This window comes from Treponema peruense (assembly GCF_016117655.1).
Taxonomy (GTDB): Bacteria; Spirochaetota; Spirochaetia; order Treponematales; family Treponemataceae; genus Treponema_D; species Treponema_D peruense.
The window spans coordinates 497,933-520,978 of record NZ_CP064936.1; the positions used below are offsets into that span (position 1 = coordinate 497,933).

The window sequence follows — 23,046 nt, forward strand, 5'->3', positions numbered from 1 at the left end:
GTATAATTTCAAGGTGATTTTTTATGGGAGGAATAAATATGAAAGACGGAATAAAGCGTGTGGCGGTGCTTCTTGCAAACGGATTTGAAGAAATAGAAGCGCTGACTCCTGTGGATTATTTAAGAAGAGCAGGCGCAGAAGTTTCTCTTGTTGCGACAGGAACTTCATCGCGTTCGGTTACAGGTTCACACGGAATAAATGTTACTGCAGACATCAACCTTGATTCTTACCTTGCTTCGTTAAGGAACAGTCTGCCCGATGCAGTTATTGTTCCAGGTGGAATGCCGGGTTCGGTGAATGTTTCTGAAAGCAGGCGGGCTCTTGTTTTGATTAATGAAATGTTTAAGGCAGGAAAACTGGTGTGTGCAATCTGTGCTGCGCCCGCCGTTGTTCTGTCACGTACAGAAGTTCTTACCGGCAAGAAATGGACGTGTTATCCCGGCATGGAAAACCATAGCGAAGAGTCAAAGAAATATGCAGCCCTTCATGAAGAAAATGTTCCTTTTGTTGTAGACGGCAATTTGATTACTTCACGAGGTCCTGGTACTGCAGAACAGTTTGCAATGAAAATTGTAGAAACCCTGTTCGATGCCGCAACTTCACTTGAGATAGCAAAAACTGCAGTTCAGCGTTAAACGGCTGTATTGTCTTCCAGAACAAAGCTTGTGTTGTTGTAAATCATCAGAAATTCAACGCGGTCTTTTACTTCGAGAATTTTGTAGAGTTCCAGCATACGGGCTTTGAGTTTGCTTTCTGATATGTTGTGGAATGCAGCTATTGCGCTGTATTTTTCACCTGCCAGAACCCTTGTCAGAAAGTCAAGATCCTGGGGTGTGCATAAAGAAGAATCTATTTTTTTTTCAAAGTGCTGTGTTCCGAGTTCCTTTAAGCGCGGGTAAAACAAAAGAAAAATCAGCAGCATCATAAAAAGGGCGCCAAGAATGTGCATTGCAGAAATCCAGAACATGAGCTGGCCTTCGAAAAAAATCTGCATAAAGACGCTTGCAACCGGAATAATTGAAAATGCAATTATTTTAAGAACCATGTGTTTTTTGAAAAAGTTTATAAAATAAAGAAATACAGCGCTTGTAATTATACAGATAAGGCCGAGTACATTACCGCCGTCAAGAAAGTTTCCTATCCCGTAGACGTAAAAAACAATGACATGTGCTGTAAAATGAAGCGGGTTCAGCAAAAGATAAAGGTAACCTACGAAAGCTACAGTATTGATTGTAAGAGAGTCAAATCTTGTAACAAGAAAAGGTTCATTGATTTTATAGCTGAAAAACTGAAATATGCTTATTACAAGACATGCTCCGGTTATAAAAGTTCCTGCAATGGAAACTGTTTGCCATATTTTCTTTTCTTTTTGATCCATTTTTCGGTCCTGTAGTTTTCATGAACAACGCTATTCAAGTTGTTTATGAAAAACGTTGATTTTTTCAGGCACTCTCCGTCATGGATATAACTCTCTTTGGCTTTGCAGAATTATTTTGTATCTGCTATTACCTTTGTTATTTCTCCTATATACATTGTGTGAAAGTCGTTTTTTCTGTAATTCTGGTCACAGATATGTTCGTCAGTAAAAGAGAAAGGGTTAAGTTCCTGTGCATAGAGTTTTCTGCAGAAGAGAACAAGCCTTGCCTGTTTTATCCACGGTGTTCCGTTCATGTATTCTACATCGAGTTTTGCAGGGCGAAATTTGTCTCCGTCGCGGCCTGAATGACATCCGCAGTAGTCCAGTGCATTTTTGAATTTTTCGCTCAGAACGCTCAGTGAAAAAGTGTCTGTCTGGTCAATAATTTCTTTTGTGTAGCGTGTAGGGCGTATATAAATTGTTGCGACGGGTTTGTTCCACAGAATGCCTACACCGCCCCAGCTTGCTGTCATTGTATTCGGTCTTCCTGTGATGATTTTCCCGTCTTCGTCTTCTCTTTTTGTGCAGGCTGTAACAAGCATCCAGTCTTTGCCGATCATTTTGAACGGATTGTCTGTAAGCGCTTCCGGACGGATATTCTTCATCATAACGGGACTCCTACACCTCTACGTGTAAAATAAAAAAGGCGATTTGAACTTAATCAAACCGCCTAAAACGTGGAGATGAGGGAAGTCGAATCCCTTACCTCTTGCATGCCATGCAAGCGCTCTAGCCAGTTGAGCTACACCCCCATAGTTGTTCCAGTATACCCAAAACTGCCGTTTTTGGTCAATAGGGGGAAAGGCTCTTTTGTGGCTATTTTAAAAGTTGCGAGAAAGATTCGGCAAGTGAATTAATGCGGTCAAGGGATGAATCGTCACCGGAAAGAGTAAAAAGTTCTCCTTCACCGGACTTTGGATTTTCCATGACAATTTTCTTTCTTTCAAGAAGATGAATGCTCATTATGTCGCATACACCCGAGCAGAACCACTGTGCTGCATCAGGAATGAGCTCTTTTTTTACAGAAACTGTTCCGGCTTCAAGAAGTGCTTCGAATACTTTGCAGGTTTGCGCAGTTATTTTTTCGCGCTCGTCTTTTATAATCTTTGCGGCTTCGGGAGAAAAATATTTCTGGCTTTCAACAAAAGTATAAATCTGAAAAAGGGGTGATTTTTCGTGCATTTTAATATAGCGGCTTACAATTCCCTTAAGGACTGTCTCGGGAGGATACCTTTTTGCAACGGAATCTATGTCTGCCGGAATAAAACTGATTGAAGCCAGATATTCGGCACAGGATTCGGTAGTGCGCAGAATAAGGTCTTCCCTGCTTTCAAAGTGGTTGTAAAGGGACGCTTTTTTTATTCCGAGTGCGCCTGCTATGTCCGAAAGGCTTGTTCCGCTGGTGGAATGTGCAAAAGCCATATCCAGAAGAGCCTTGATTATGTCGTCTTTTTTGATTTTTTCACCCATTTTGAACCTCTGACTACCAAACGTTAGTTTTATTTTACAGCAAGGACGGCTGCTTGTAAAGGGCATGACATGTTAGTGAAGCATGTTGTCGACTTAAATTGAATTTTGTATTATCTTTACTATATGAGTATTCCGAATTTTCCGGAATTTGTTCCTTTGGACATGTCTTTGAAGGAAGAACTTGTTCCGTTTTTTAAGAATATCAGTAGCGGTATGTGCGAAAACACATTCGCTTCTTTAATTTTGTACAGCAGTTATTTTAATTACAGAATCAGCCGTTATTCAGATTTGACGCTGATTGTAACGTGCGAACCCAAAAACAGTGAACCGTTTTTTTATATTATTGGAAAATTTTTGCCGGCAGCAGAATATATTGAACTTTGTTCTTCTCCTGCAATGGAAAAATACAGAATAATGAGAAACGCACCTGCAGAAATTGTTCCGCAGTATGGGGAGGAGCTCTGCAAAGCCGGGTTTACCGTGGAACTTGACCGCGACAACTGTGACTATCTGTATTCCAGAAATGATCTTGCTCTTCTTAAGGGCAAGGCTTTCCATAAGAAAAAGAATCTTGTAAATCAGTTTTTAAAGCTTTATGATAAAGATGTACGTGAACTGGATGATTTGACAACAAAAGATGCTTTTTCTGTTCTGGACAAATGGAAACAGCACCGTTTGGAAGAGGGCGGTGATGACGGTGACTTTGAGCAGTGCACTCTTGCGCTTAAAAACCGTGTGTTTTTGGACTTAAAGGGTATTGTTGTCTATGCCGGCGGAATTCCTTCAGGATTTTGTCTTGGGGAATTTTCTTCTGATGAAAAAATGTTTATATGTCATTTTGAAAAGGGAATTCCCAAAGTTCAGGGAATTTATCAGGCAGTAAATAAATTTACTGCAGAATGGCTTCCTGAAAGCGTAGAACTTATTAACCGGGAGCAGGATCTTGGCGATGAAGGTCTAAGACATGCAAAAATGTCGTACAGGCCGTGCGCTATGTTGGAAAAATACCTGATTTATAGAGGTGAAAAATGCACTTTGTAAGCACGAGAGATGAAAATAATAAAGTCACATTCAAAAAGGCTGTCCTTGACTGTATGCCTTCTGACGGCGGGCTTTATGTTCCTTATGACACCGGGGATTTGAGGCGCTGGATTCTGTATGCAGACGAAAACACCAGTTTTGCAAGCCTTGCAGGTTCTCTTACTTCGGCAATGATCAATGACGAGTTTAGCCCCATAATATGCGAGGCAATTGCAACAGGAGCGTTTCCTGTAAATCCTGTTCTGAGGCCGCTGGATGAAAATCTGTTTATGCTGGAACTTTACCACGGTGCTACAGGTACCTTCAAGGATTTTGGCGTTTCCTACCTTGCGTCGGCACTGGAAACAATACTCAGAATGGACGGCGAAAAGGCAATACTTCTTGACGCAACAGCCGGTGAACTCGGTGCGTGTATGGCTGCGGCTCTTCGCGGAAAAAAGCTTGTAAAGTCGGTGCTTTTGTGTCCCAAAGGCAGGCTGCGCGGAATGGACGAAGCCGATTTTGTCTGGAACGGAGGAAACATTTATCCTGTTGAAGTAGACGGAAGTGAAGAGGACTGCCACAATCTTGTACGCAGAATCTTTGCAGACAGAAGCCTTTTAGAAAAGTATCATCTTACGGTGGCAAATACTGCAAATATAGGACGTCTTCTTCCGCAGGCATTCTTTTATACATTTGCATTTTCGCGCTTAAAGAAAATAGTAAGCGGCGATATTTTTTATGCTCTTTCAGCAGGAAATTATGGTAATCTTGTTTCAGGCCTTTACGGATGGAAAATGGCGCTCCCCGTAAACGGATTCGTTGTTCCTTCCACTGCAAATCTGCGGCTTGATGCACAGGGAGCATGCATGGTTTTGGACAGCATGGTTCCGCTCAGCAAGCGAACGCCGGCAGATCCTGCAGACCCGTCAAATATAGAGCGTCTGGAACAGATTTTTAATGCCAATTCCCTTATGTTAAGAAGTTTTGTATTCCCAGCTCCTGTAAGTGAAGAAGAAAAGATAGCAGCCTGCAAGGAACTGTTTATAAAGTACAAAGTTTATGCAGACAGCGATACTGCCAGTGCCTATGCTGCGGCAAAAAAACGTGGCGATGTTGTATGCGGTGAAGATGGAACGGTTGTGCTTGTTGCCAGGGATTCCCCGTGTCTTGACTCAAAGTTCATCAGGCGCAGTATAGGGGAAGAGCCGGAAGTAACAGAAAATGTATCCGGAGCATTCAGGCCTGTTTCGCTTACAAGACCTGCTATTGCTCCGGATGATATTGATTCCCTTGTTTCAGTGCTTAATTCTTTGAATCTTTTGAGGATTTTTTAGAAGCAAGTGCTGAACCAGCTGATTTTGTTTTACCGGTCGCCTTTGTTTTTGCAGGGGCGGCCTTTTTTGCGGTAACTTTGGCAACTTTCTTTGGTTTGACCGACTCTACAAAATTTTCGCACTTGTATTCTGACTTTTCAAGTGCTGCGCTAAGGGTTCTGTAAAGACGGAACATCTGTTCCCTTAAGATTTTTGCGCTTGCTGTTATAAGAACTGTTGTTCCGTACCAGAGCGTTTCTTCCATTCTCTCTTTGTTGAACCATTTTGTTCCGCCAAATTCATTTGCTCCTGAAAGAAGACCTGAATGTTCAGATAAGGCAAGAAGTTTTGCTGTTTCGTACGTTGACTTTACAAATCCCGATGCAGCGAAGTTCATGTCCCTTATTCCTGTAAAAGTAAAGATTCGCTCGAGAATATTTGAGGCATAATTTTCATCAGTGCCGGTTTTTGAAAGAATCTCTGCGAGTTTTCTTGTGTATCCCCATTTAAGGCAGTTTTCATTTCCGGCGCTCAGAACAGCAGCACTTGCAACAATTATTGCAGGTGCATCCTTGTACAGGTTAAGGCCTTCTTTTATAAGATCTGCGAATGCTGTATTTGCTTCTGTTGTTTTGTCAGAAGCCTTGTCTTTTGCAACAGGTTTTACTGCCTTTGCAAGGAATTCGACCTGTTTGCAGAAAGCGTCAAATCTTTGTTCCGCAGTTGTTTCTGTAATCTTTGCGGTTTTTCTGGTCTTTTTCTGTGAGGCTGTCGTGTCATCTGCAGAAATTTCCTTTGATGCAAATTCTGCTTCAAGGGTGTAGTATTCAAGGGCTGCTTCTTTTACTGCTGCACAGACAGTTTTTGCAGTTGCATTCTTCTTTTTCTTTGAGCCGCCCTCGGTGTCACTTGCAAATATTTCCCTGAGGGCGCTAATGAATTCCGCCGTAAGGAATTTTTTAAGAGAAGCATAAAGTTCCTTGTAGCGGTATTCAAGCCATGCAGCGTCAAGGTCCTTTGTTCCGCTTCCGTTGAGAAGTTCGTTGAGTTTTGCGTATTTTCCGTCTGCTGTGTCTTCTACCTGCTGAACGTCAAGATAAACCTGGTATTCAAACCCGTTAAGGCCTACAAACATTCCGCCGTTTATGATGTCATCGCTTTTTCTTACAAACCAGAGGCCTGCCTTGTGTTCCCTGAAGATACAGAAGTGGTTCTGACCGTAAGTAAGTCCCATTGCTTCTGAAAGGGATTTTGACTCTGTTCTTACATCACTTTCTCCGGGACCTGTTTTTACCGCATATTCGCAGGACTGTTTTATCCAGCCGCTTGCGCTTTCGTATTTGTTGTTATAGAACACGATTGTGCGCTCGTTACCTACGCTGTTTGAATAGGCAAAAATATTTTCGTTGACGCTTCCGTTGTTCCACACGTCGTAGAAAAGGAAGTTTTCTATCTGTGCAAAAAGGTATCTCTTGTGAAGGAGCGGGAATATGTCATGGCGGTGGCGCTGCATGAGCCCTTCATCTGGCTGTTCGTCTTTGTAGGCCCTGGTATATTCCATTCCGTATTTTTCTTCAAAGCCTTCGAGCTGTCCGTGGCCGAACATTGGAAGACCAGGCATGGTTATCATAAGCGTACATACGCCAAAATATTTGTCCCCTCGTCCAAACTGGGCAACTGCAGTTTCTTCGTCCGGATTGTTCATGAAGTTTACGAATCTTTTGAGAATCTGAGGGTCGAACTTTATTGTGTTCTTTATTGTGTCGCGGTACTTCTGGTTTTCTTCTTTTTTGAGCATATTCATGAATGCACTGTTGTATACGCGGTGCATGCCCAGTGTTCTTGTAAAGTAACCTTCCATCATCCAGAAAGCCTCTGCAAGAAGAAGAGTGTCGGGCATTTCGGCGGCGCAGCGGTCTACAACTTCGCGCCAGAATTCGTTCGGTATGCGTGCTTCGAATTCCTGCGAAGAAAGTGCGTAACGGCTGCGGCTGGCAATGTCTCCTCCGTGTCCGGGTTCGGGATACCAGAGGCGGCGTATGTGCTTTTTGGCAAGAACCATGGCTGCGTCAAATCTGATAATCGGGAAGTTTCTTGCAACTTTAAGAATCTGCTGCATTACCGCTTCACGGGCTTCGGGATTCAGGAAGTCAATCTGGGCTGTGTCATTCCACGGCATTCCAGTTCCGTCGTTACCGTGGTAAATGTATGTAACGTCGCCTGTCTGGTTGTCTACTCTCTTGAAGCAGACTGCGCAGTCACTTTTTGAATAGTAGTGGTCTTCAAGGTAAATTGAAACGCGACTATCCTGACTTAAGTTTTCTCCGTTGAACGTATAACTGGGGAACGGGCATTCCTTTGTTGTTATAAACAGATCGGGATGTTCTATGACCCATTTTCCGTCCATTCCGGTGTGGTTTGGTACCATGTCGCTTGCGAGTCTTATTCCGCGAACCCAGCATCTGTAGCGCAGATTTTCAAGTGCAGGCCATCCGCCAAGGTTTGAAGCAATTTCGTAGTCCAAAAGACTGTATGCAGAAGCCGCCGCTTCGGGGTTTCCGTTAATCTGCTTTATTCTTTTGCTGGCATAACTTCTTTCCCAAAGACCAATGAGCCAAAGTCCCGTAAAGCCTTCGTCCCTGAGTGCGTCCAGTTCTTCGTCAGGAATCTGGTCCAGACGGTTAATGTCGCGGTTGTATTTCTTTGAAAGCTGGTAGAGCCAGACAAGAACCGTTTTTGCCATGAGAACGACCTTTGGCATCCATTCGCGGTCGGGGCTGAACCTTTCGTATTCCTTCATGAGATTGTCGTAGGAATAAGGCGCCATGTCAGGGGAACCGCCGTTTGTCGGGTGCCAGGCAGCCTTTTCTTCTTCGCTGATAGTATCCATTCCGGCAAGAAGAAGTTTTATGAGCCATTCGCCAAGAAGTGTAGTCCAGTGTGTGCGTATATAGTCGAGCTGTCCTTTAAGAGAAGTAGGGGAAGCAACAACAGGTTCCTTAAGCATTGAAATAAGATCATTGTTTTTGGGACCGAACACCGGCTGTGTAAGAAAGAAAGCTTTAATCTGATTCCATGTCTTTATATAATCTGCATTCTTTGAAAGTTCAGTGTCATCAAAAAGAATCTGGAACGGGTGGAATGCGGGGTTTTCGTTTGCAAGATGAAGAAGCACCAGTTCTTCAAGAACCTGCTCGCGGTTGGTGCGCGGCTTTTTTGTTCCTTCGTCCATGCATGTCTGTGACAGATAGTCCTGTGCAGTAATTTCATTGCGGTAAACTGCAACTGGCGGAAACTGTTCCATGAATTCAAGAAGAAGGTCGTTTACTTTTTCTGAGCCAAAATAAGTGTCCAGATCTTCAAGAAGATTTTTGAATGAATCGGGTGCCTTGTCCCTTCTGAAAATCATGCATACGTAATGGAAAATTTCATCAATTAGACCCATTGCGTTAAGACTTCCTGCGGAAACTTTTTTCTGCGGTTCGCCGTTTTTGTCAAACAGGCTGTTCAGTTTGGTCTGGAATTCCTGTACAGCCTTTAAGTTGGCGAAAATAACGTTTCCAGAAGATGAAAACATTGATTCAGAAAATGCACATTCCTTTCGTACCTTGCGGCTTATGTGGAATTCATTGTAGGATTTGTTCATTGGTTTCCTCCGTTTTTTTCATTATCATGTATTTTTACAATTTCATTGATTTTATTGAGAAGAGCCTGATTCTGTTTAAGTTCTTCTATTGTACAAGGAATTCTGTATGTCCAGTTGAATTCGTTTACCGAACCTGGAACATTTATGCGCTCGTCCTGTGTATTTTCGAGATAATATTTGTGGTCAAGATACAGAAAGTCCTGCAGCGGATTGATTAACCAGCGGCTGTTGCAAAGGGCAGCCGTTTTGAGCGCAAATTCCGCAATTCCAGGGGTAAAGACTGAACGTACAGACGGCGGCTCCGGGCATTTTGCTGCATTTACAAAAGCCTGTACTGAATTTTTTTCATCATTCCACCACTGGCGTATTGTAGAACTGTCATGGACTGATGTTGTAGCCACGCTCTGTTCGGGGTATTCTTCAAACGGAATATAAGGTTGTCCGTCCCAATTCCATCTGCGTGTCCATCTTATTACTTTAAGCGAAAGAATGTTTAGCCGGGAAAGAACTTCGGGCATGCATGAAAGGCTTACACCAAGATCTTCTGCGCAGGCTGTCATTTCTGAAGCTTTTGTAATGGGGGTCAGGACAGAAAGTGCCTGGTTTTTCCAAAGTTCATCTTCGTTTTTCTGAAGGTCTGCAAAAAGTGAGTGCAGCCTGTTTTTTTCATCATCAGAAAGGGAGAGCCAGGCCGTTGAATTTTCGTATGTGTAAACCGGAACAAATTCATTTTCCTTAAGCTGAATAAGCGCACGATCGTTCCATTTACGGCCAAGAACTTTTTTTACCGACGAATTTTTTGCATTGTCGGAACAGAATTCGGTTCCGTATATTTTTTTGTCACCGTCAATTTCTTTTTTGAACAGCCATAGCTCTTCGTTCCCGAGTCTGTCGCAAAGTTTTGAAAGAAAACTTACGGCTTCGTCATAATTCCAGGTAATGTCCTGAATGAGCCCTGTAGGAATGTGCGGCTGGGAAAGCCATCTTATGCGCGCGTCATCAAAGCCAAGCGAATTAAGTGTCTGTCTTGAAACGGTTGCGCACGGGGAAGTATGTCCCAGATATGCAGTAGTGTTTTTTTCACTTGTTACCCATATTCTGAAAAAGCCCAGAATGTGGTCTATTCTGAATGCATCATAATACTGTGCAGCTGTCTTTATGCGCTGTGTCCACCAGGAATAATTGTCTTTTGCGATATTATCCCAGTTGTAGCTTGGAAATCCCCAGTTCTGTCCCATTGGATTGTCGCCGTCTGGAGGGGAACCGGCCCTTAGTTCCTGGTTAAAGTATTGCGGACAGGACCAGCAGTCGGCACTGTCTTCGTTCATAAGAATGGGAATGTCTCCTTTAAGGGTAATTCCCTTTTCGCGCAGGTATTCTGCCGCTTCTGAAAACTGTTGTGCAGCTCTCATCTGGCACCATACAAAAAAGTTGTGGCTTGACTTTAGAACACGGTTGTTCCAGCGCAGGTTTATCTGTTCTTCTGTCATGTGTGCAAGGGAATCTTCCCATGATTTCCATGAAGCCTGCATTGCAGAGTCTTTGAGATTTTTGAACACGGCGTATGCAACAACCCACGGATTTTTTTTTGCAAAATCTTCTGTCTGAAGCCGGACTGTTTCGTATTCGCTTATCTTTGACGCGGAAGAAATCTTTTTTTCTATGAAGTTGTACAGAAGGTGAAGAATATTGATTTTTGCAGAAGAAACTGCGTTGTAGTCAAAACGGGGTGAATATTTGAATTCTTTCTGGAATTTTCTGTATGCTGCGGCAAAGGTTCTGTCGTTTTTGAATGCAGCTTCAAATTCGGGAAGGGCTTCGAGCCTTATGTAAAGCGGGTGAAGGGCAAATGCCGAAAGTCCGCTGTACGGTGAAGAATGTGTTCCCGTGTCGTTTACGGGAAGAATCTGAATTACGCTTAGTCCTGACAGAACACAAAAATCTGCGAGCTGCTTAAGCGCCAAAAAATCACCTGCAGCTGGGCATTCCTTTGTAAAAAGGGCTGCAAGTGGAACAACAACACCAGTCTTTTTCTTCATAAATATACCTGCTTTTATATAACAAGTATATCATATCGCGCCCCATTTACCAGTTATTTTTTATTTAAATTTTAAAAAACAGCGTATATAACAAAAGTATTCATATTTAGGCTAGAAATCCGTTCTTCCAGTGCCAGACAGGGGTGGCAAGCGCATTGCTGAACGGCTGGGTACGGTTAAAGTCAGGCAGCCAGCTTGTGTCGTCACTTAAATCCTGATAGAAAAGATATTCGAATCCGTATTCGTCAATCATTTTTCTTAAATGACTGTCTTCTTCTTTGTTGACAAGCCTGTTTTGAAACGAAAGAAGCGATTTGTTCCGCTCACAGAGGCTGCCTTCATCTTCTGAAAAAGGAACAGGCGTATACTGCGACATAAGTGAAATGCAGGCGCGTCCGTCAGCGTGGGTCTTGAGCCAGTCAAGCGTAAGTTTTGTGTCGCCCTCTCTTCCCGGAAGAAAAAGATGTCGTATGATTACGCCCGAAAGCATTTTTTCCTTTGAGACACCGTTTTTATTTTCTTCTATTATGTTAAGGGCTGAATTTTCTATCATCCACCGTACAGCGCGCTTTGCAACCTGCGGATAGTCCGAGGCTTTGAAAAGTTCGCTGCTCATCATCGGGTTAAGAGTCTTAAGGTCCGGCAGCCATATATCAACAAGCCCTTTGAGAAGTTCCAGCGATTCAACCGACTCGTATGAACTTGAATTCCATGCAACAGGAATTTTAAGTCCCGAAACTTTTGCCGCCTCTATAAAATCGGCTATAAGCGGAATATGATGGCTTCCTGTAACAAGGTTTATGTTTTCTGCGCCCTTGTCCTGGAGTTTAAGGCATATTGAAACAAAGTCGTCTTTGCTTACAGCCTTTCCCATTCCGTGCTGGCTTATCTGGTAATTTTGGCAGAAAGCGCATCTTAGTGTACAGCCTGTAAAAAATATTGTTCCGCTGCCGCCGTGAACGGTAATAAGGGGTTCTTCGCCAAAGTGCAGGCAGGCAACAGCAATTTTGAGTTCCCGGGTTTCACCGCAGAAACCTGTTTTGCCTTTAGAACGTGCAGATCCGCATTTTCTGGGGCACTGTTCGCAGCGGCTGTAAAAAAGGCCGGGTTCTTCGGTCATCAGAAAACCTGCCTGTCTACAAAAATCATCATCAGTGAGTTAAGAACGTCAATCGGAATATCTTCGGCTTCCATATTTACAATCTGGCAGAGTTCCTTTAAGTCTTTGTCCGAAAGAGCATTGATCTGCTGGCCGTCATTGTCCAGAAGTGACTGCATTGCCGCGAGTGTATCAAGATTTTCTGATGTAGGAAGAGATTCCTGATCTGCGTTGCCAAGAATGTATGTATCCATCCAGTACTGTGCAAAAGCCGCTGCCAGCTGTTCAAAAGTTCTATTGTTGCGAATAAAAAGGTCACAAATCTGCTCGCAAACGGCTGTTCCGCTGTATTTACCGGGGTGTTCGGCCCTGTAATGCTTTTTTATTTTTTCTGCATCTGAAAGGAATTTCTGAATGTTGTCCATGTTTTTTAATATATAGAAGATAATGTAAAATTACAATTAAATTTGTCAAAAATATCTTTTTTTCCTTGACAAATTTATCGACTAAACATAAGATAGAAACTATGGACTTAAGAACAGTATTAACACCTGACACAGTAGATCTTCATCTTAAAGGATCTACAAAAGAAGAGATTATTGACGAACTCCTCGAAATCCTTGTAAAGGCTGGAAAGGTAACAGATAAATCTGCTGCAAAGGAATGTGTGCTTGACCGTGAGCGCAAAATGTCTACCGGAATGAAGCACGGAATTGCAATTCCGCACGGAAAGACAGACACAGTATCTGATTTGGTTGCATGTATCGGTATTTCTGACAAGCCTGTTGATTTTGACAGTCTGGATCAGGAACCCTGCCGTATATTTATTATGACACTTTCTCCGGTAAACAAAACTGGACCCCATCTTCAGTTCCTTGCTGAAGTGAGCCTTTTGTTCAAGTCCGCCGACAAGCGTGCACAGATTTTGAACACTCAGGACAAAGCAGAAGTCATTAAGATTTTGACAGAATAGTTTTGTAGATTGAGTTGGCAAAGCTCCTGACCTGACTGGCGGGAGCTTTTTTTGTTAGAGGTTGATTTTATGAAATTTGAAGCCAAATTCAAGGCTGAAAAAAACAAACTTTATACTCTGGACGGAACTCCGGTTGCCGCAGAGGGCTGCAGAATAATTACGGCTCGTCCCGGTGCTGCACTTGACTTGAATGACGGTGAGTTTGCCGGCCTTTGCGTAAACTGGAATGATGCAGGCAGGGACGAAGACAGCTACAATGAAGAATTTCTTGCCGGATTGCGTGACCAGCTTAAGGAACTTGAGGAACGGCATATTTTTGTATTTATTATTCCTGTGGCGGGCAGTAATGAGCCGGGATCGGCTGAGGAGGATGCGTTTATTGCGTCTTTCAAGCACTGCGCCCGCCGTATAAAAGACTGCGAGTGTGTTGCAGGATTTGCCGTTCCGGAGTGTGTAAATGCCGCCTGCTTTATTTCCGAACTGAGTGCAAAGCACGGACATTATATTTTCTTTTCAAAGAGTGATGCTCTGCTTGCTGACGGTGGCATTGTGCGTTACTAGACGGTATTATTCTGGTAAAATAAAAAAGGCCGGCCGTTCCGAATTGAACAGCCGGCCTTTTTATTTTTATACCCGCAGGTTTATTTTTTGAGCATCTGTGTTACTTTTTCAAGTCTTGCAAGAGCTTTTGCTTCTGCTTCGTCTGCATTCTTACGGAGCTTGTCTGTTACTGTATTGATATTGTTTACCATATAGACAGGCTGCAGTGTTGCATCAAGACAGTCGCGCCAGAGAGAACTTTCGGGGTCTACAATATTGCGCTTGAGGGTTGCCATTGAGATTGGAATGTGTACGTACTTGTCATGAACAAGGCCAATAACAATCTTTGTCTTTCCAGCCATTGCTGCATGTACGGCGTTGTTTCCAAGACGTTCGCAGTAAATTGAATCATTGGCTGTAGTAACAGCAGCGCGTACTTCGTATCCAGGATCAATATACTTGAGGTTGATGTGAATCTTCTTTGAAGCGAAATATTCAGTGATTCTGTCGCGAAGATAAATTCCGATGTCTGCAAGCTTTTTGTTTCCTGAAGCATCGGTCTGGTTTGTAGAAGTAAGAAGTTCCTGTCCTGCACCTTCTGCTACAACAATTACTGCATGATGGCGCTTTATAAGGCGCTGTTCAAGGTGTGCAAGAAGACCATTCGGTCCGTCCATATCGAACGGTACTTCAGGAATAAGACAGAAGTTTGTTTCGTGGCTGGCAAGGGCTGTTGCAGTTGCGATAAAGCCTGACTCGCGTCCCATGAGCTTTACAAGACCGATTCCGTTTATCTGGGAATGTGCTTCCATGTGGATTGAATTAACAGCCTGTGTTGCCTTTTGTACAGCTGTTTCAAAACCGAATGAACGGTCAATGAATTCAAGGTCATTGTCAACAGTCTTTGGAATTCCGACTACGGAAATTTTGAGCCCGCGCTTGTCTATCTCGTTTGCAATGTCGAGTGCACCGCGCTGGGTTCCGTCACCGCCGATGATGAACATCATGTTTATTCCAAGGCGCTCTATTGAGTCAACAATGTCATTTACACGGTCTCCGCCGCCTCTTGATGTTCCAAGGAAGGAACCGCCGATTTTGTGTATCGTATCTACATTGTCGGGGTTAAGGTCTATTGTTTCATAGCCCTGTTCGGTAAAGAAACCTTTGTATCCGAACTGGATTCCGCGTATTCTGCGCACACCGTAACGGTTCCACAGGCAGCGTACTACGGCTCTGATTACATCATTGAGTCCCGGGCACAAACCGCCGCAGGTGCAGATTCCGGCTGTGACATGGGCAGGATTAAAGTAAATGTACTCACGAGGACCGGCTTTTTCAAGATTGTTGGCCTTTGCGTCTTCTGCATCATCATTATCTTTGAAAACATTTACCTGTCTGCGCACAAAGGAACTGTCCTTTACGTAAGCTGCACGGAATGTACCATGGTCGAGGGAAAGTTCAATAGGTGATTTTACCTTGCATTCCCCAAGATTTTCTACTGTGAAGTCATATTTCATGGTGCTCATAATAACCCCTGAATTGAAAAAGTGACGCGTGTAAAATGACGCTATTATTAGAATATCTTTAAATTTCAAAAAATTCAATAGATATCTTGTAATAATTGGCTTTAGAGGAAGTCAAAAAATTTTGCAAATGCGCTTTTATTTGCTATACTTTAAGCATGAATAAATTCAGAACTTTACTTGCCGCGGTGGTTGTTTCGCTGACTGCCGCTTTTATGTTTACCGGATGCGGATACAACGGACTCGTTGAGCAGCGTGAGGCTGTTGATGCGCAGTGGGCCAATGTAGAAAACCAGTACCAGAAGAGAAACGATCTTGTTCCGAATTTGGTTGCAACTGTAAAAGGATATGCTTCCCATGAAGAGGGCGTATTTACTTCCATTGCAGAATCAAGAAGCAAACTCGGCGGAACTGTTGCACTGGACAGTTCTATAACAGAGGATCCTGAACGCATGGCTCAGTTCCAGAGTGCACAGAATCAGCTTGGGGCAAGCCTTTCAAGACTTCTTTCTTTGACTGAAGCCTACCCCGAACTCAAGGCAAATGAAAACTTCAAGGATCTGCAGAGTCAGCTTGAAGGAATTGAAAACCGTATTTCTACGGAACGCAAACGCTACAATGACAGTGTGCGCTCTTACAATACGGCAATTTCGAAATTCCCCGGAATGATTACTGCAAAAATGTTCGGATTCAAGTCAAAGGCTTATTTCAAGGCCGATGAAAGTGCTTCAAAGGCACCGGTTGTTTCTTTCTGAGCGGCCTATGAGAAGCGGAAACGTTGTTAAAAAACTGGGACTTTCCGGACAGGATTTTGAAGAAATAAAGGCTGCCGTCAGGGAAGCAGAGTCTCGTACTTCGGGCGAAATTGCGCTTGCCGTTGCTTCGGAAAGTTCGTCCTATGCATTCTGGGAACTGATTGCTTCAATTCTTACGGCCGGAGTTATGTTTTTGTGTCTTCTTCCTGCATCTTCGCAGATTTATGAGTGGATGTCCGGTCTTTTCTGGGGTGTAAAGCCGTGGTATCTTCTTGTATTTTATGCAGTGGCCTGCGGTATTGTCGTTTTTGCACTTTATTTCCTATATAATATTCCTGCTTTGGACTCGCTTGTGATTCCGTCTGCGGCAAAAAACAAGGCTGTTACAGACAGAGCCTTCAGGTATTTTTCTGAAAGCGGTGTCTACTGTACAGAGAACCATTCGGGAATACTGATTTTTGTTTCTTATCTTGAAAGGCAGGTCAGAATAATTGCAGACAAGGGAATAAGTGTAAAGATTTCGCAGGATTTGTGGAATCTTGTGGCCGATGAACTTACCGACTGTATTGCCGGCGGCCGTGTAAAAGACGGATTTCTTGGTGCGGTAAAAAAATGCGGGGAACTTCTTGCAGACAATTTTCCGGCTCAAAATGAAAATCCCGATGAACTTTCTGACGGACTTGTAATTCTGGAGGACGAAAAATGGGTATAATTGCACCTGAACGCAAAGCTGCAAAAAGTTCAAATACACCGGGCTTCGTCATAATGTTGCTCTTCGTTGTCGGAATTCCGCTTCTGGCAATTCACGGGGTAATGTCTTCTTCAAAGAAAGATGTTTCAGAAAAGAGAGCTGCGGTTGAAAAAACTGTTCCTGCGGTTTCGTACAGCTATGAAGATACGGCGGCTGCGTTTGAGACACAGAATTTTTCGCGCAGTTATTTAAAGGACAAAAACGGGCTTTACGAACTTACCGGTCCTGTTGTGGATGCGGCAAACCTTTTGTCTGACTCTGAGTACAACAGTTTGAGCACTTTTCTTTCAAAGTTAAGCCGCGATACGGGCGTTCAGATTGCTGTTCTTACCGTTCCCGATATGGGCGGAAGTGACATTGAGTCTTTCAGTATGGAGCATGCAGAAAAATGGAAACTCGGACAGAAAGGAAAGGATAACGGTGCTCTTCTGACTGTTGCCATGGATGAACATGCTGTGCGTATAGAAACCGGCTACGGAACCGAAGCGTCTCTTACCGATGCAAAAAGTTCGCGGCTTATAAGAAACGTGGTTGTTCCGGCTTTCAAAAAAGGAAACTATTCTGAGGGAATAATTGAATGTGCACGGAGCATGGCTGGAATAATTACTTCTGACCCCGAACTTGTTTCTGCGGCTGTTTCAAAAGATTCGTCTTCAGATGAACATTCTGAAATGCCTGTTCCTGTTCTTTTGTTTATGATTGTGTTCTTTGGAATTTATATTTCGCTTTTTGTTTATGCAGTTACGCGTTCAAAAAGAAGAAGACGCGGTCATTTTACTGTTATCCCACCTTTTGTGCCCCCTGTATTCAGGTCGGGAAACCGTGGCGGTTTTAGCGGCGGATTCAGTGGCGGTCACGGAGGATTTTCCGGTGGTGGCGGTGGATTCGGCGGCGGCGGTTCGAGCGGAAGCTGGTAGTTTTGTAATGAGGGGAATTTGACGGCGTTCACTCACAATTTGTTCCGTACTTGAGAATTCCCCCGATTTGCGGTATTCTGTAAAAATGGCATATGAAGTTACAGCGACCAGAAGAAGGCCGCAAAATTTTGAAAGTCTTGTCGGACAGGAATTTGTAGCAGAAACGCTTAAGAATTCAATTCAGTCCGGAAAAATTGCACATGCATATCTTTTCTCGGGACCAAGAGGTTGTGGAAAAACTTCTACCGCGCGTATTCTTGCCCGTGCGCTCAACTGCGAAAAGGGACCTACGGCAAGTCCGTGCGGACAGTGTCCGGCATGTCGTGAAATTGCAGCCGGTTCTTCCCTTGATGTTATAGAAATTGACGGTGCTTCGAATACCAGTGTAAACGACATAAGGCAGATTAAGGACGAGGTTCTTTTTCCGCCGAATTCATGCCGCTACAAGATTTATATAATTGACGAAGTTCATATGCTTTCTACAAGCGCCTTCAATGCACTTCTTAAAACAATTGAAGAGCCACCGCCATACGTTATTTTTATTTTTGCTACAACTGAACTTCAGAAAGTTCCCGCGACAATAAAATCACGCTGCCAGCAGTTTAACTTCAGGCTTGTTCCTGTAGAAAAAGTCAAGGAACAGCTTGCAGCCGCTGCTTCTGAAGCCGGAATTAAAGCTGATGACGAAGCTTTGTATTGGATAGCACGTGAAGCAACAGGAAGTATGCGCGACTCGTATACTCTTTTTGACCAGGTTGCGGCATTCAGCGACGGTGAAATTACTTATGAAAAGATACGCGACAAACTGGGGCTTGTTGGCGTTGACCGTCTTAACGAACTTTTTTCTCTTTGTGTAGATTCAAATTCAACTGATGCGCTTTTAAAGCTTGATGAATATCTTCAAAACGGAGTGAGCATTGAGCAGCTTATTTCCAACTGCACTGATTACCTCAGGAGTCTTCTGCTTATAAAGAGCGGCGTAAAAAAAGAGTCTCTTTTGGGGCAGTCCGCCGAGAGATATTCTGAAAAAGTTATTTCTGCGTGGAACAGTGTTCAGATGGAGCGCGCACTCGGAATTTTTCTTCAGTTATACCGCGATATAAGGTATTCGCTGAGTCCTCGTTACGAATTTGAACTGGCAGTGAGCAGACTCTGCTGGCTTAAGGATTATGTTTCTGCGGTCGAAGTAAAAAAAGCGGTGGACGCGGTTAAACCTTTGCTTATGAGAACAGCGGCTCCTTCTGCTGCTGTACGTAAAGCGGAGCCGGCGCAGTCCCAGACTGTGCGTCCTGTTTCTGCCGCGAAAATGCCCGGTGGAATGCCGACGTTCAGCGCTTTGGATGAAGAATCTGACGAAAGCGGGCCGACCGGTGAAAGTGAAGGCCCTTTTGATATAGGCGGAGCTGAACCGCCTGAAACAAATTCAGCCCGCGGTTCTTCGTGGTCCAATATTTCTGACAGTGAAGCCTTTGTTTCTGATGAAGCCGCTCCCGAAGATATGCCGCCTGTTTCTGAAGAGACTGTGCACGCGTCCGGAATTGATGCTTCAAGTGTGGAAAAGCTTCGTGAAACTTTGATTTCAGATCTGTCGGTTACGGACGGAATGCTTGCGAGTAATCTGATGCAGACGATGGACTGGAAACTTGAAGGAGATGAAGTAAGCGCCGTTACCGAAAACAAATTCGAGCATATGCAGATAATGCAGTCGGCGGCAAAAATTGCAGACTGTATTTCACAGGCATACGGAAGGCGCATTTCGTTCAAGATTTTATACCGTGAAAAAAGCGTGCAGAATTCCGTGGGAAAACTTCCTGAAGAAGTCGAAATTCTGCGTGATGTTTTTAAAGGCTCTATAATTGGCGGGGCATGATTTTAGTTACAGGAGATTTATATGAATCCGTTTGAGATGATGAAAAATCTGGCAGGAATGCAGACTCAGCTTAAAAATGCGCAGGAACAGCTTTCAAATATAACTGCTACCGGTTCTTCGGGCGGTAATATGGTTGTTGTTACACTTAACGGAAAATTTGAACTTGTTGATATTAAGCTTGATCCTATCTGTGTGGATAACCGCGATATTCCGATGCTTCAGGATCTTATACTCAGCGCTTTTCATGATGCAAGCCAAAAAATTCAGGAACAGATTAAATCTTCCCTTGGACCAATGCTTGCTGGAATGAACATGTAAGGGATTTCAAATTGAACGCTCTTGATGAAATAACTGAAAGTTTTTCGAGACTTCCCGGAATAGGAAAAAAATCTGCAGCCAGAATTTCAAATTACCTTTTGCGCACCGATGCTCTTTTTATGGAGCGCTTTTCGCAGCAGATTGCGAATCTTCAGAAAAGAATCAGGCCGTGTTCTGTCTGCGGTTCGTGGACAGAAAATGATCCCTGCCCAATCTGTTGTGACAGTACAAGAGACAGATCTGTCGTTTGTGTCGTAGAGCAGCCCCAGGATGTAGCAACAATTGAATCTTCGCATGAGTTTCACGGTCTGTTCCATGTTCTTGGCGGTGTAATTGCACCTCTTGAAGGAATTGGTCCTGACCAGTTGAGTATTCCGAGGCTTTGTGAACGCGTTAAGTCTGAGGGAATAAAAGAAGTAATTATTGCAACGAATCCGACTGTTGAAGGTGATACGACTGCCCTTTACATTCAGCAGATTCTCAAGGACAGCGGTGTGAGTATAACAAGACTGGCCAGCGGGCTTCCTGTTGGCGGTGACCTTGAGTATGCTGACAAACTCACGCTGGCAAGAAGTTTCCGTGGCCGTTCAAGTTTTTAATAGACCATGTATTTTCCGCTTAGAATAAGAAGGGAAAGAAGGTACTGCGTGTTGTCGTAATAGCGGTGCTTTCCGTTTCTGAGCGGCGTGTTCCAGAATCTTTCTACTGCGGCTCTGGCTTTTTCACGCATTTCGTTTTCTATTGGAGTTCTTCTTCTTTCAAGAACAATTGCTGCCTGGGCTATTGCCGAACAGAGCGCGACAGGGTGGCGTGAATGTCGTCTTCTTGGTGTTCCGTCGATTTTGTAGTCCATAAAGTCTGAAACCTGTTTTTTGTCAAAGAAATTGATCAGGTTTCTGGCTATTGTTTCAAAGTCGGGGCTGTCACCAAACCAAAGTGTATACAGGCTTATGTTTGAAGCAACAATGTAACTGTGTGTGAAATAAGAGCCGTGGTTCTTGAGAGGTGCGGGCATTCCGTTGTACTTAACGTATTCAGGTGACATTCCTGTTTTTTTGTTGCAGCATCTTACAATGAATTCCCTGCTGGCGGCTGCGGCTGTGCTCCAGAAATCTGCATCGGCGGTATCTGCAAACATGGCGAACAGTTCGTAAAGATGCGGCATGTTGTAGGAAATATCGCTTAAATCTTCATCGATTTTGTTTTTGATAAGAAAATTTTCTTTGTTCCAAAGCGGTTTTTTCGAGTGGATCACGTTATGAAGTATTTCAAGTGCCTGCTTTTCGTAGTCAAAAATTCCGTCTTTGCTGCCCCATCTGTGTGCCGCAAAAAGCAGTGCAGCGGCTATTGTTTCTTCGCCATCGGGGCGTGGGTTTTTGTATTTTTCTGTTCCGTCGGTATGGCATGCAAATCTGAAGTATCCCTTGAGTTCACCTTCAGAAATATACATGTAAGTGCGTGTCCATTTCCAGAGACGGTCAAATATCTGCTGTTTGTCCATCTGTACGCACATCATCATTCCAAAACCCATGGATTCTGTTCTTACGTCGTCAAAAAGAGTTTCGTAAATGTATCCTGTTTCATCAGCGGCCTCAAAGTAAATGCGCTGCGCTTTGTTGCCTTCAAAAAGTGTTTTCCATGTCTGTTCAATGCGTTCGTCAATCTGAGCGGCTGAATAACCGTATTCTTCCAATAGATTCATATTTTTTATACTCCTCCTAACTTTAAAAAATCCTTAAAACAGTCTTTATTATAATACGGTTTGTTGTTTTCTGCAACTTTTTTGAGGAAAAGGGCTATCGTATTGACATAAGTGAGGATTTTCGTTAACTTATATTTCCTTATGGTTAACGAGAGCCTGTCTACAAAAAATAAAGTTCTTGATATCCTCAGAAATTCATCAGAGTACGTTTCAGGCGAGCTGCTTTCACAGAAAACGGGTGTATCCAGGGTTTCTGTCTGGAAAGCGGTCCAGGTTCTGCAGAATGCCGGGTACGGAATTGTTTCTGACCGCAACGGATATTTTTTGCAGCAGGATCTTAAGGACAGTCTTTTTCCGTGGGAATTTGGAATCAGTGAAGGTGCATTTACCCATTTTTTGGAAACAGAATCTACAATGCGCGAGGCAAGAAAAATAATTCTTTCGGAAGAAAAAAAAGATTTGCCAAAAATAACTGTTGTTACCGCTGACCGCCAGACAAACGGGCACGGGCACGGGGATCACGGTTGGACTACGACGAAAGGCTCCCTTGCCTGTACTCTTGCAGACAAAGTTTCTGTTTCTTCTGCAGAAGCTTTCAGAATTTCCATGTGTGCACAGATTGCCGCGGTAAATGTTTTGAAAAAAACGGGCGGCAGGAATTTTTATGCAAGATGGCCTAACGATGTCTGGAGCGACTCGGGAAAGGTATGCGGAATTCTTGATGAATATCTTTCTTCGGGACAGAGATGCGAATGGGTAAATATCGGCATCGGAATAAATATGTATGCACGCCCTAAAATTCAGAATACAGACAAAGTGTTTGATTCAGAAAACGCTGCTTCCAGAAAAGATCTGCTTTCGTCTTTGTGTGCTGAATTCCTGCGTGTTGAAAAAACCGCCCTTGAAGATTCGTGTGCGCTTGAAAATCTTTGGAACAGTCTGTGCTGCGATGTAGGAAAAAAAATTATTCTTGAACAAAGTGGCGAAACGTTTACTTTTTGTGGAGTGAACGCATACGGATGGGCTGTTCTTGAAAGTGTTGACGGCAAAACAAAAAAAATCATTCCCCCGGGAGTGAATGTTTTTAAAAAATAAATGAATTTATTATGCGAGGTTTGAAATGAGTTCAAAAAAGAAATTGTCAGGAGTTATTCTTTCTGCATTGTTTGCCGCACTTATTTGTGCAGGATGTTTTATACAGATTCCGCTTCCTGGCGGAGTTCCTGTTGTGCTTCAGGATATGATGGCAATGCTTACCGGAATGCTTCTGGGACCAGTTTACGGAACTGCTGCCGTGTTTGTGTTCCTGGTTCTTGGTTCAATAGGGCTTCCTGTTTTTTCGGGCAAGGCTGGAATTTCTGTAATTCTTGCAGGACCTACAGGAGGTTTTCTTGTCGGCTATCTGCTTTCTGCTTTTGCTGCGGGAATTTTTCTTTCGCTCCTTCTGTCAAACAAAAAGGATAATTCAAATACAAAAGCGTGGCTTTTGATTACAGCCGCTGCACTTCTTGCAACAGTTGTCGTGTTTGTCTGCGGAATTATCGGCTTTATGCGTGTTACACATGCGGGAATTGCGAAAACTCTTTCTGCAGTTCTTGTTCCGTTTATTCCCGGAAACATTATTAAAATTATCGTAATGGTTCCTCTTGTAAAAAAACTGCGTCCGCTTATTTATAATTATATAGGCTGA

General features: G+C 43.5%; 22 protein-coding genes and 1 tRNA gene. 13 read left to right on the top strand and 10 right to left on the bottom strand.

Going from position 1 to position 23,046, the window contains the following annotated elements; all coding sequences use genetic code 11:
* Positions 1-38: 38 nt before the first annotated feature.
* Complete coding sequence (locus IWA51_RS02475) at positions 39-635, top strand: DJ-1 family glyoxalase III (RefSeq protein WP_230402695.1); 597 nt, start codon at positions 39-41, stop codon at positions 633-635.
* Here IWA51_RS02475 and IWA51_RS02480 read toward each other — a convergent pair.
* The 4 genes from IWA51_RS02480 to IWA51_RS02495 form a co-directional block, all read right to left on the bottom strand.
* The gene (locus IWA51_RS02480) at positions 632-1,378 is read right to left on the bottom strand and encodes a hypothetical protein (protein ID WP_198443018.1); all 747 of its coding nucleotides are present in this window, start codon (positions 1,376-1,378) and stop codon (positions 632-634) included. The genes IWA51_RS02475 and IWA51_RS02480 overlap by 4 nt on opposite strands.
* A 110-nt stretch (positions 1,379-1,488) precedes the next feature.
* Complete coding sequence (locus tag IWA51_RS02485; protein ID WP_198443019.1) at positions 1,489-2,025, bottom strand: flavin reductase family protein; 537 nt, start codon at positions 2,023-2,025, stop codon at positions 1,489-1,491.
* A gap of 70 nt (positions 2,026-2,095) precedes the next feature.
* A tRNA-Ala gene (locus tag IWA51_RS02490) sits at positions 2,096-2,169 on the bottom strand.
* Between the two features lie 64 nt (positions 2,170-2,233).
* A complete protein-coding gene (locus tag IWA51_RS02495) occupies positions 2,234-2,887 on the bottom strand; it encodes a TetR/AcrR family transcriptional regulator (protein ID WP_177527227.1) in 654 nt (217 codons plus the stop codon).
* Positions 2,888-3,010: 123 nt separating this feature from the next.
* Here IWA51_RS02495 and IWA51_RS02500 point away from each other — a divergent pair, with 123 nt between their 5' ends.
* Together IWA51_RS02500 and IWA51_RS02505 are read left to right on the top strand one after the other, a co-directional pair.
* Positions 3,011-3,928 (top strand): DUF2156 domain-containing protein, encoded by a 918-nt coding sequence (locus IWA51_RS02500; RefSeq protein ID WP_177527226.1) that lies wholly within the window; start codon positions 3,011-3,013, stop codon positions 3,926-3,928.
* Positions 3,916-5,244, top strand: coding sequence for a pyridoxal-phosphate dependent enzyme (locus IWA51_RS02505; RefSeq protein ID WP_198443020.1), 1,329 nt, complete (start codon positions 3,916-3,918; stop codon positions 5,242-5,244). The genes IWA51_RS02500 and IWA51_RS02505 overlap by 13 nt, the downstream gene beginning before the upstream one ends.
* Here the strand turns inward: IWA51_RS02505 and IWA51_RS02510 are convergent.
* From IWA51_RS02510 to IWA51_RS02525, 4 genes are all read right to left on the bottom strand, one after another.
* Entirely contained in the window at positions 5,213-8,869 is a 3,657-nt protein-coding gene (locus IWA51_RS02510; RefSeq protein WP_198443021.1) for an alpha-amylase family glycosyl hydrolase, read from the bottom strand. The genes IWA51_RS02505 and IWA51_RS02510 overlap by 32 nt on opposite strands.
* A complete protein-coding gene (locus IWA51_RS02515; protein WP_198443022.1) occupies positions 8,866-10,908 on the bottom strand; it encodes a 4-alpha-glucanotransferase in 2,043 nt (680 codons plus the stop codon). Before IWA51_RS02515 ends, IWA51_RS02510 begins: the two co-directional genes overlap by 4 nt.
* Positions 10,909-11,014: 106 nt before the next feature.
* Positions 11,015-12,028 carry a radical SAM protein gene (locus tag IWA51_RS02520; RefSeq protein WP_198443023.1) on the bottom strand — a complete coding sequence of 338 codons (1,014 nt, stop codon included), beginning with the start codon at positions 12,026-12,028 and terminating at the stop codon, positions 11,015-11,017.
* A complete protein-coding gene (locus IWA51_RS02525; RefSeq protein WP_198443024.1) occupies positions 12,028-12,432 on the bottom strand; it encodes a hypothetical protein in 405 nt (134 codons plus the stop codon). The genes IWA51_RS02520 and IWA51_RS02525 overlap by 1 nt, the downstream gene beginning before the upstream one ends.
* A 101-nt stretch (positions 12,433-12,533) precedes the next feature.
* Between IWA51_RS02525 and IWA51_RS02530 the strand changes: the two genes are divergently transcribed.
* Together IWA51_RS02530 and IWA51_RS02535 are read left to right on the top strand one after the other, a co-directional pair.
* Positions 12,534-12,980 carry a PTS sugar transporter subunit IIA gene (locus IWA51_RS02530; protein ID WP_177527220.1) on the top strand — a complete coding sequence of 149 codons (447 nt, stop codon included), beginning with the start codon at positions 12,534-12,536 and terminating at the stop codon, positions 12,978-12,980.
* 69 nt (positions 12,981-13,049) lie between these two features.
* Complete coding sequence (locus IWA51_RS02535) at positions 13,050-13,541, top strand: hypothetical protein (protein WP_198443025.1); 492 nt, start codon at positions 13,050-13,052, stop codon at positions 13,539-13,541.
* 80 nt (positions 13,542-13,621) lie between these two features.
* On the opposite strand, the gene IWA51_RS02540 is transcribed toward IWA51_RS02535, so the two are convergent.
* Positions 13,622-15,046 (bottom strand): ATP-dependent 6-phosphofructokinase, encoded by a 1,425-nt coding sequence (locus tag IWA51_RS02540; RefSeq protein WP_177527218.1) that lies wholly within the window; start codon positions 15,044-15,046, stop codon positions 13,622-13,624.
* 155 nt (positions 15,047-15,201) lie between these two features.
* Here IWA51_RS02540 and IWA51_RS02545 point away from each other — a divergent pair, with 155 nt between their 5' ends.
* The 6 genes from IWA51_RS02545 (at position 15,202) to recR (ending at position 20,253) form a co-directional block, all read left to right on the top strand.
* Complete coding sequence (locus tag IWA51_RS02545) at positions 15,202-15,798, top strand: LemA family protein (RefSeq protein ID WP_198443026.1); 597 nt, start codon at positions 15,202-15,204, stop codon at positions 15,796-15,798.
* 7 nt (positions 15,799-15,805) lie between these two features.
* The gene (locus tag IWA51_RS02550; protein WP_198443027.1) at positions 15,806-16,510 is read left to right on the top strand and encodes a TPM domain-containing protein; all 705 of its coding nucleotides are present in this window, start codon (positions 15,806-15,808) and stop codon (positions 16,508-16,510) included.
* Complete coding sequence (locus IWA51_RS02555) at positions 16,501-17,466, top strand: TPM domain-containing protein (protein ID WP_198443028.1); 966 nt, start codon at positions 16,501-16,503, stop codon at positions 17,464-17,466. The genes IWA51_RS02550 and IWA51_RS02555 overlap by 10 nt, the downstream gene beginning before the upstream one ends.
* An 85-nt stretch (positions 17,467-17,551) precedes the next feature.
* A complete protein-coding gene (gene dnaX, locus IWA51_RS02560; RefSeq protein ID WP_177527214.1) occupies positions 17,552-19,336 on the top strand; it encodes a DNA polymerase III subunit gamma/tau in 1,785 nt (594 codons plus the stop codon).
* A 21-nt stretch (positions 19,337-19,357) separates the two neighbouring features.
* Positions 19,358-19,654 (top strand): YbaB/EbfC family nucleoid-associated protein, encoded by a 297-nt coding sequence (locus IWA51_RS02565; protein WP_177527213.1) that lies wholly within the window; start codon positions 19,358-19,360, stop codon positions 19,652-19,654.
* A gap of 11 nt (positions 19,655-19,665) precedes the next feature.
* Positions 19,666-20,253 (top strand): recombination mediator RecR, encoded by a 588-nt coding sequence (gene recR, locus IWA51_RS02570; protein ID WP_198443029.1) that lies wholly within the window; start codon positions 19,666-19,668, stop codon positions 20,251-20,253.
* Here the strand turns inward: recR and IWA51_RS02575 are convergent.
* Positions 20,250-21,356 (bottom strand): family 8 glycosyl hydrolase, encoded by a 1,107-nt coding sequence (locus IWA51_RS02575; RefSeq protein WP_198443030.1) that lies wholly within the window; start codon positions 21,354-21,356, stop codon positions 20,250-20,252. The two genes, recR and IWA51_RS02575, sit on opposite strands and share 4 nt — an antisense overlap.
* A gap of 141 nt (positions 21,357-21,497) precedes the next feature.
* Here IWA51_RS02575 and IWA51_RS02580 point away from each other — a divergent pair, with 141 nt between their 5' ends.
* Entirely contained in the window at positions 21,498-22,451 is a 954-nt protein-coding gene (locus tag IWA51_RS02580; RefSeq protein ID WP_198443031.1) for a biotin--[acetyl-CoA-carboxylase] ligase, read from the top strand.
* Between the two features lie 25 nt (positions 22,452-22,476).
* Entirely contained in the window at positions 22,477-23,046 is a 570-nt protein-coding gene (locus IWA51_RS02585) for a biotin transporter BioY (RefSeq protein ID WP_177527209.1), read from the top strand.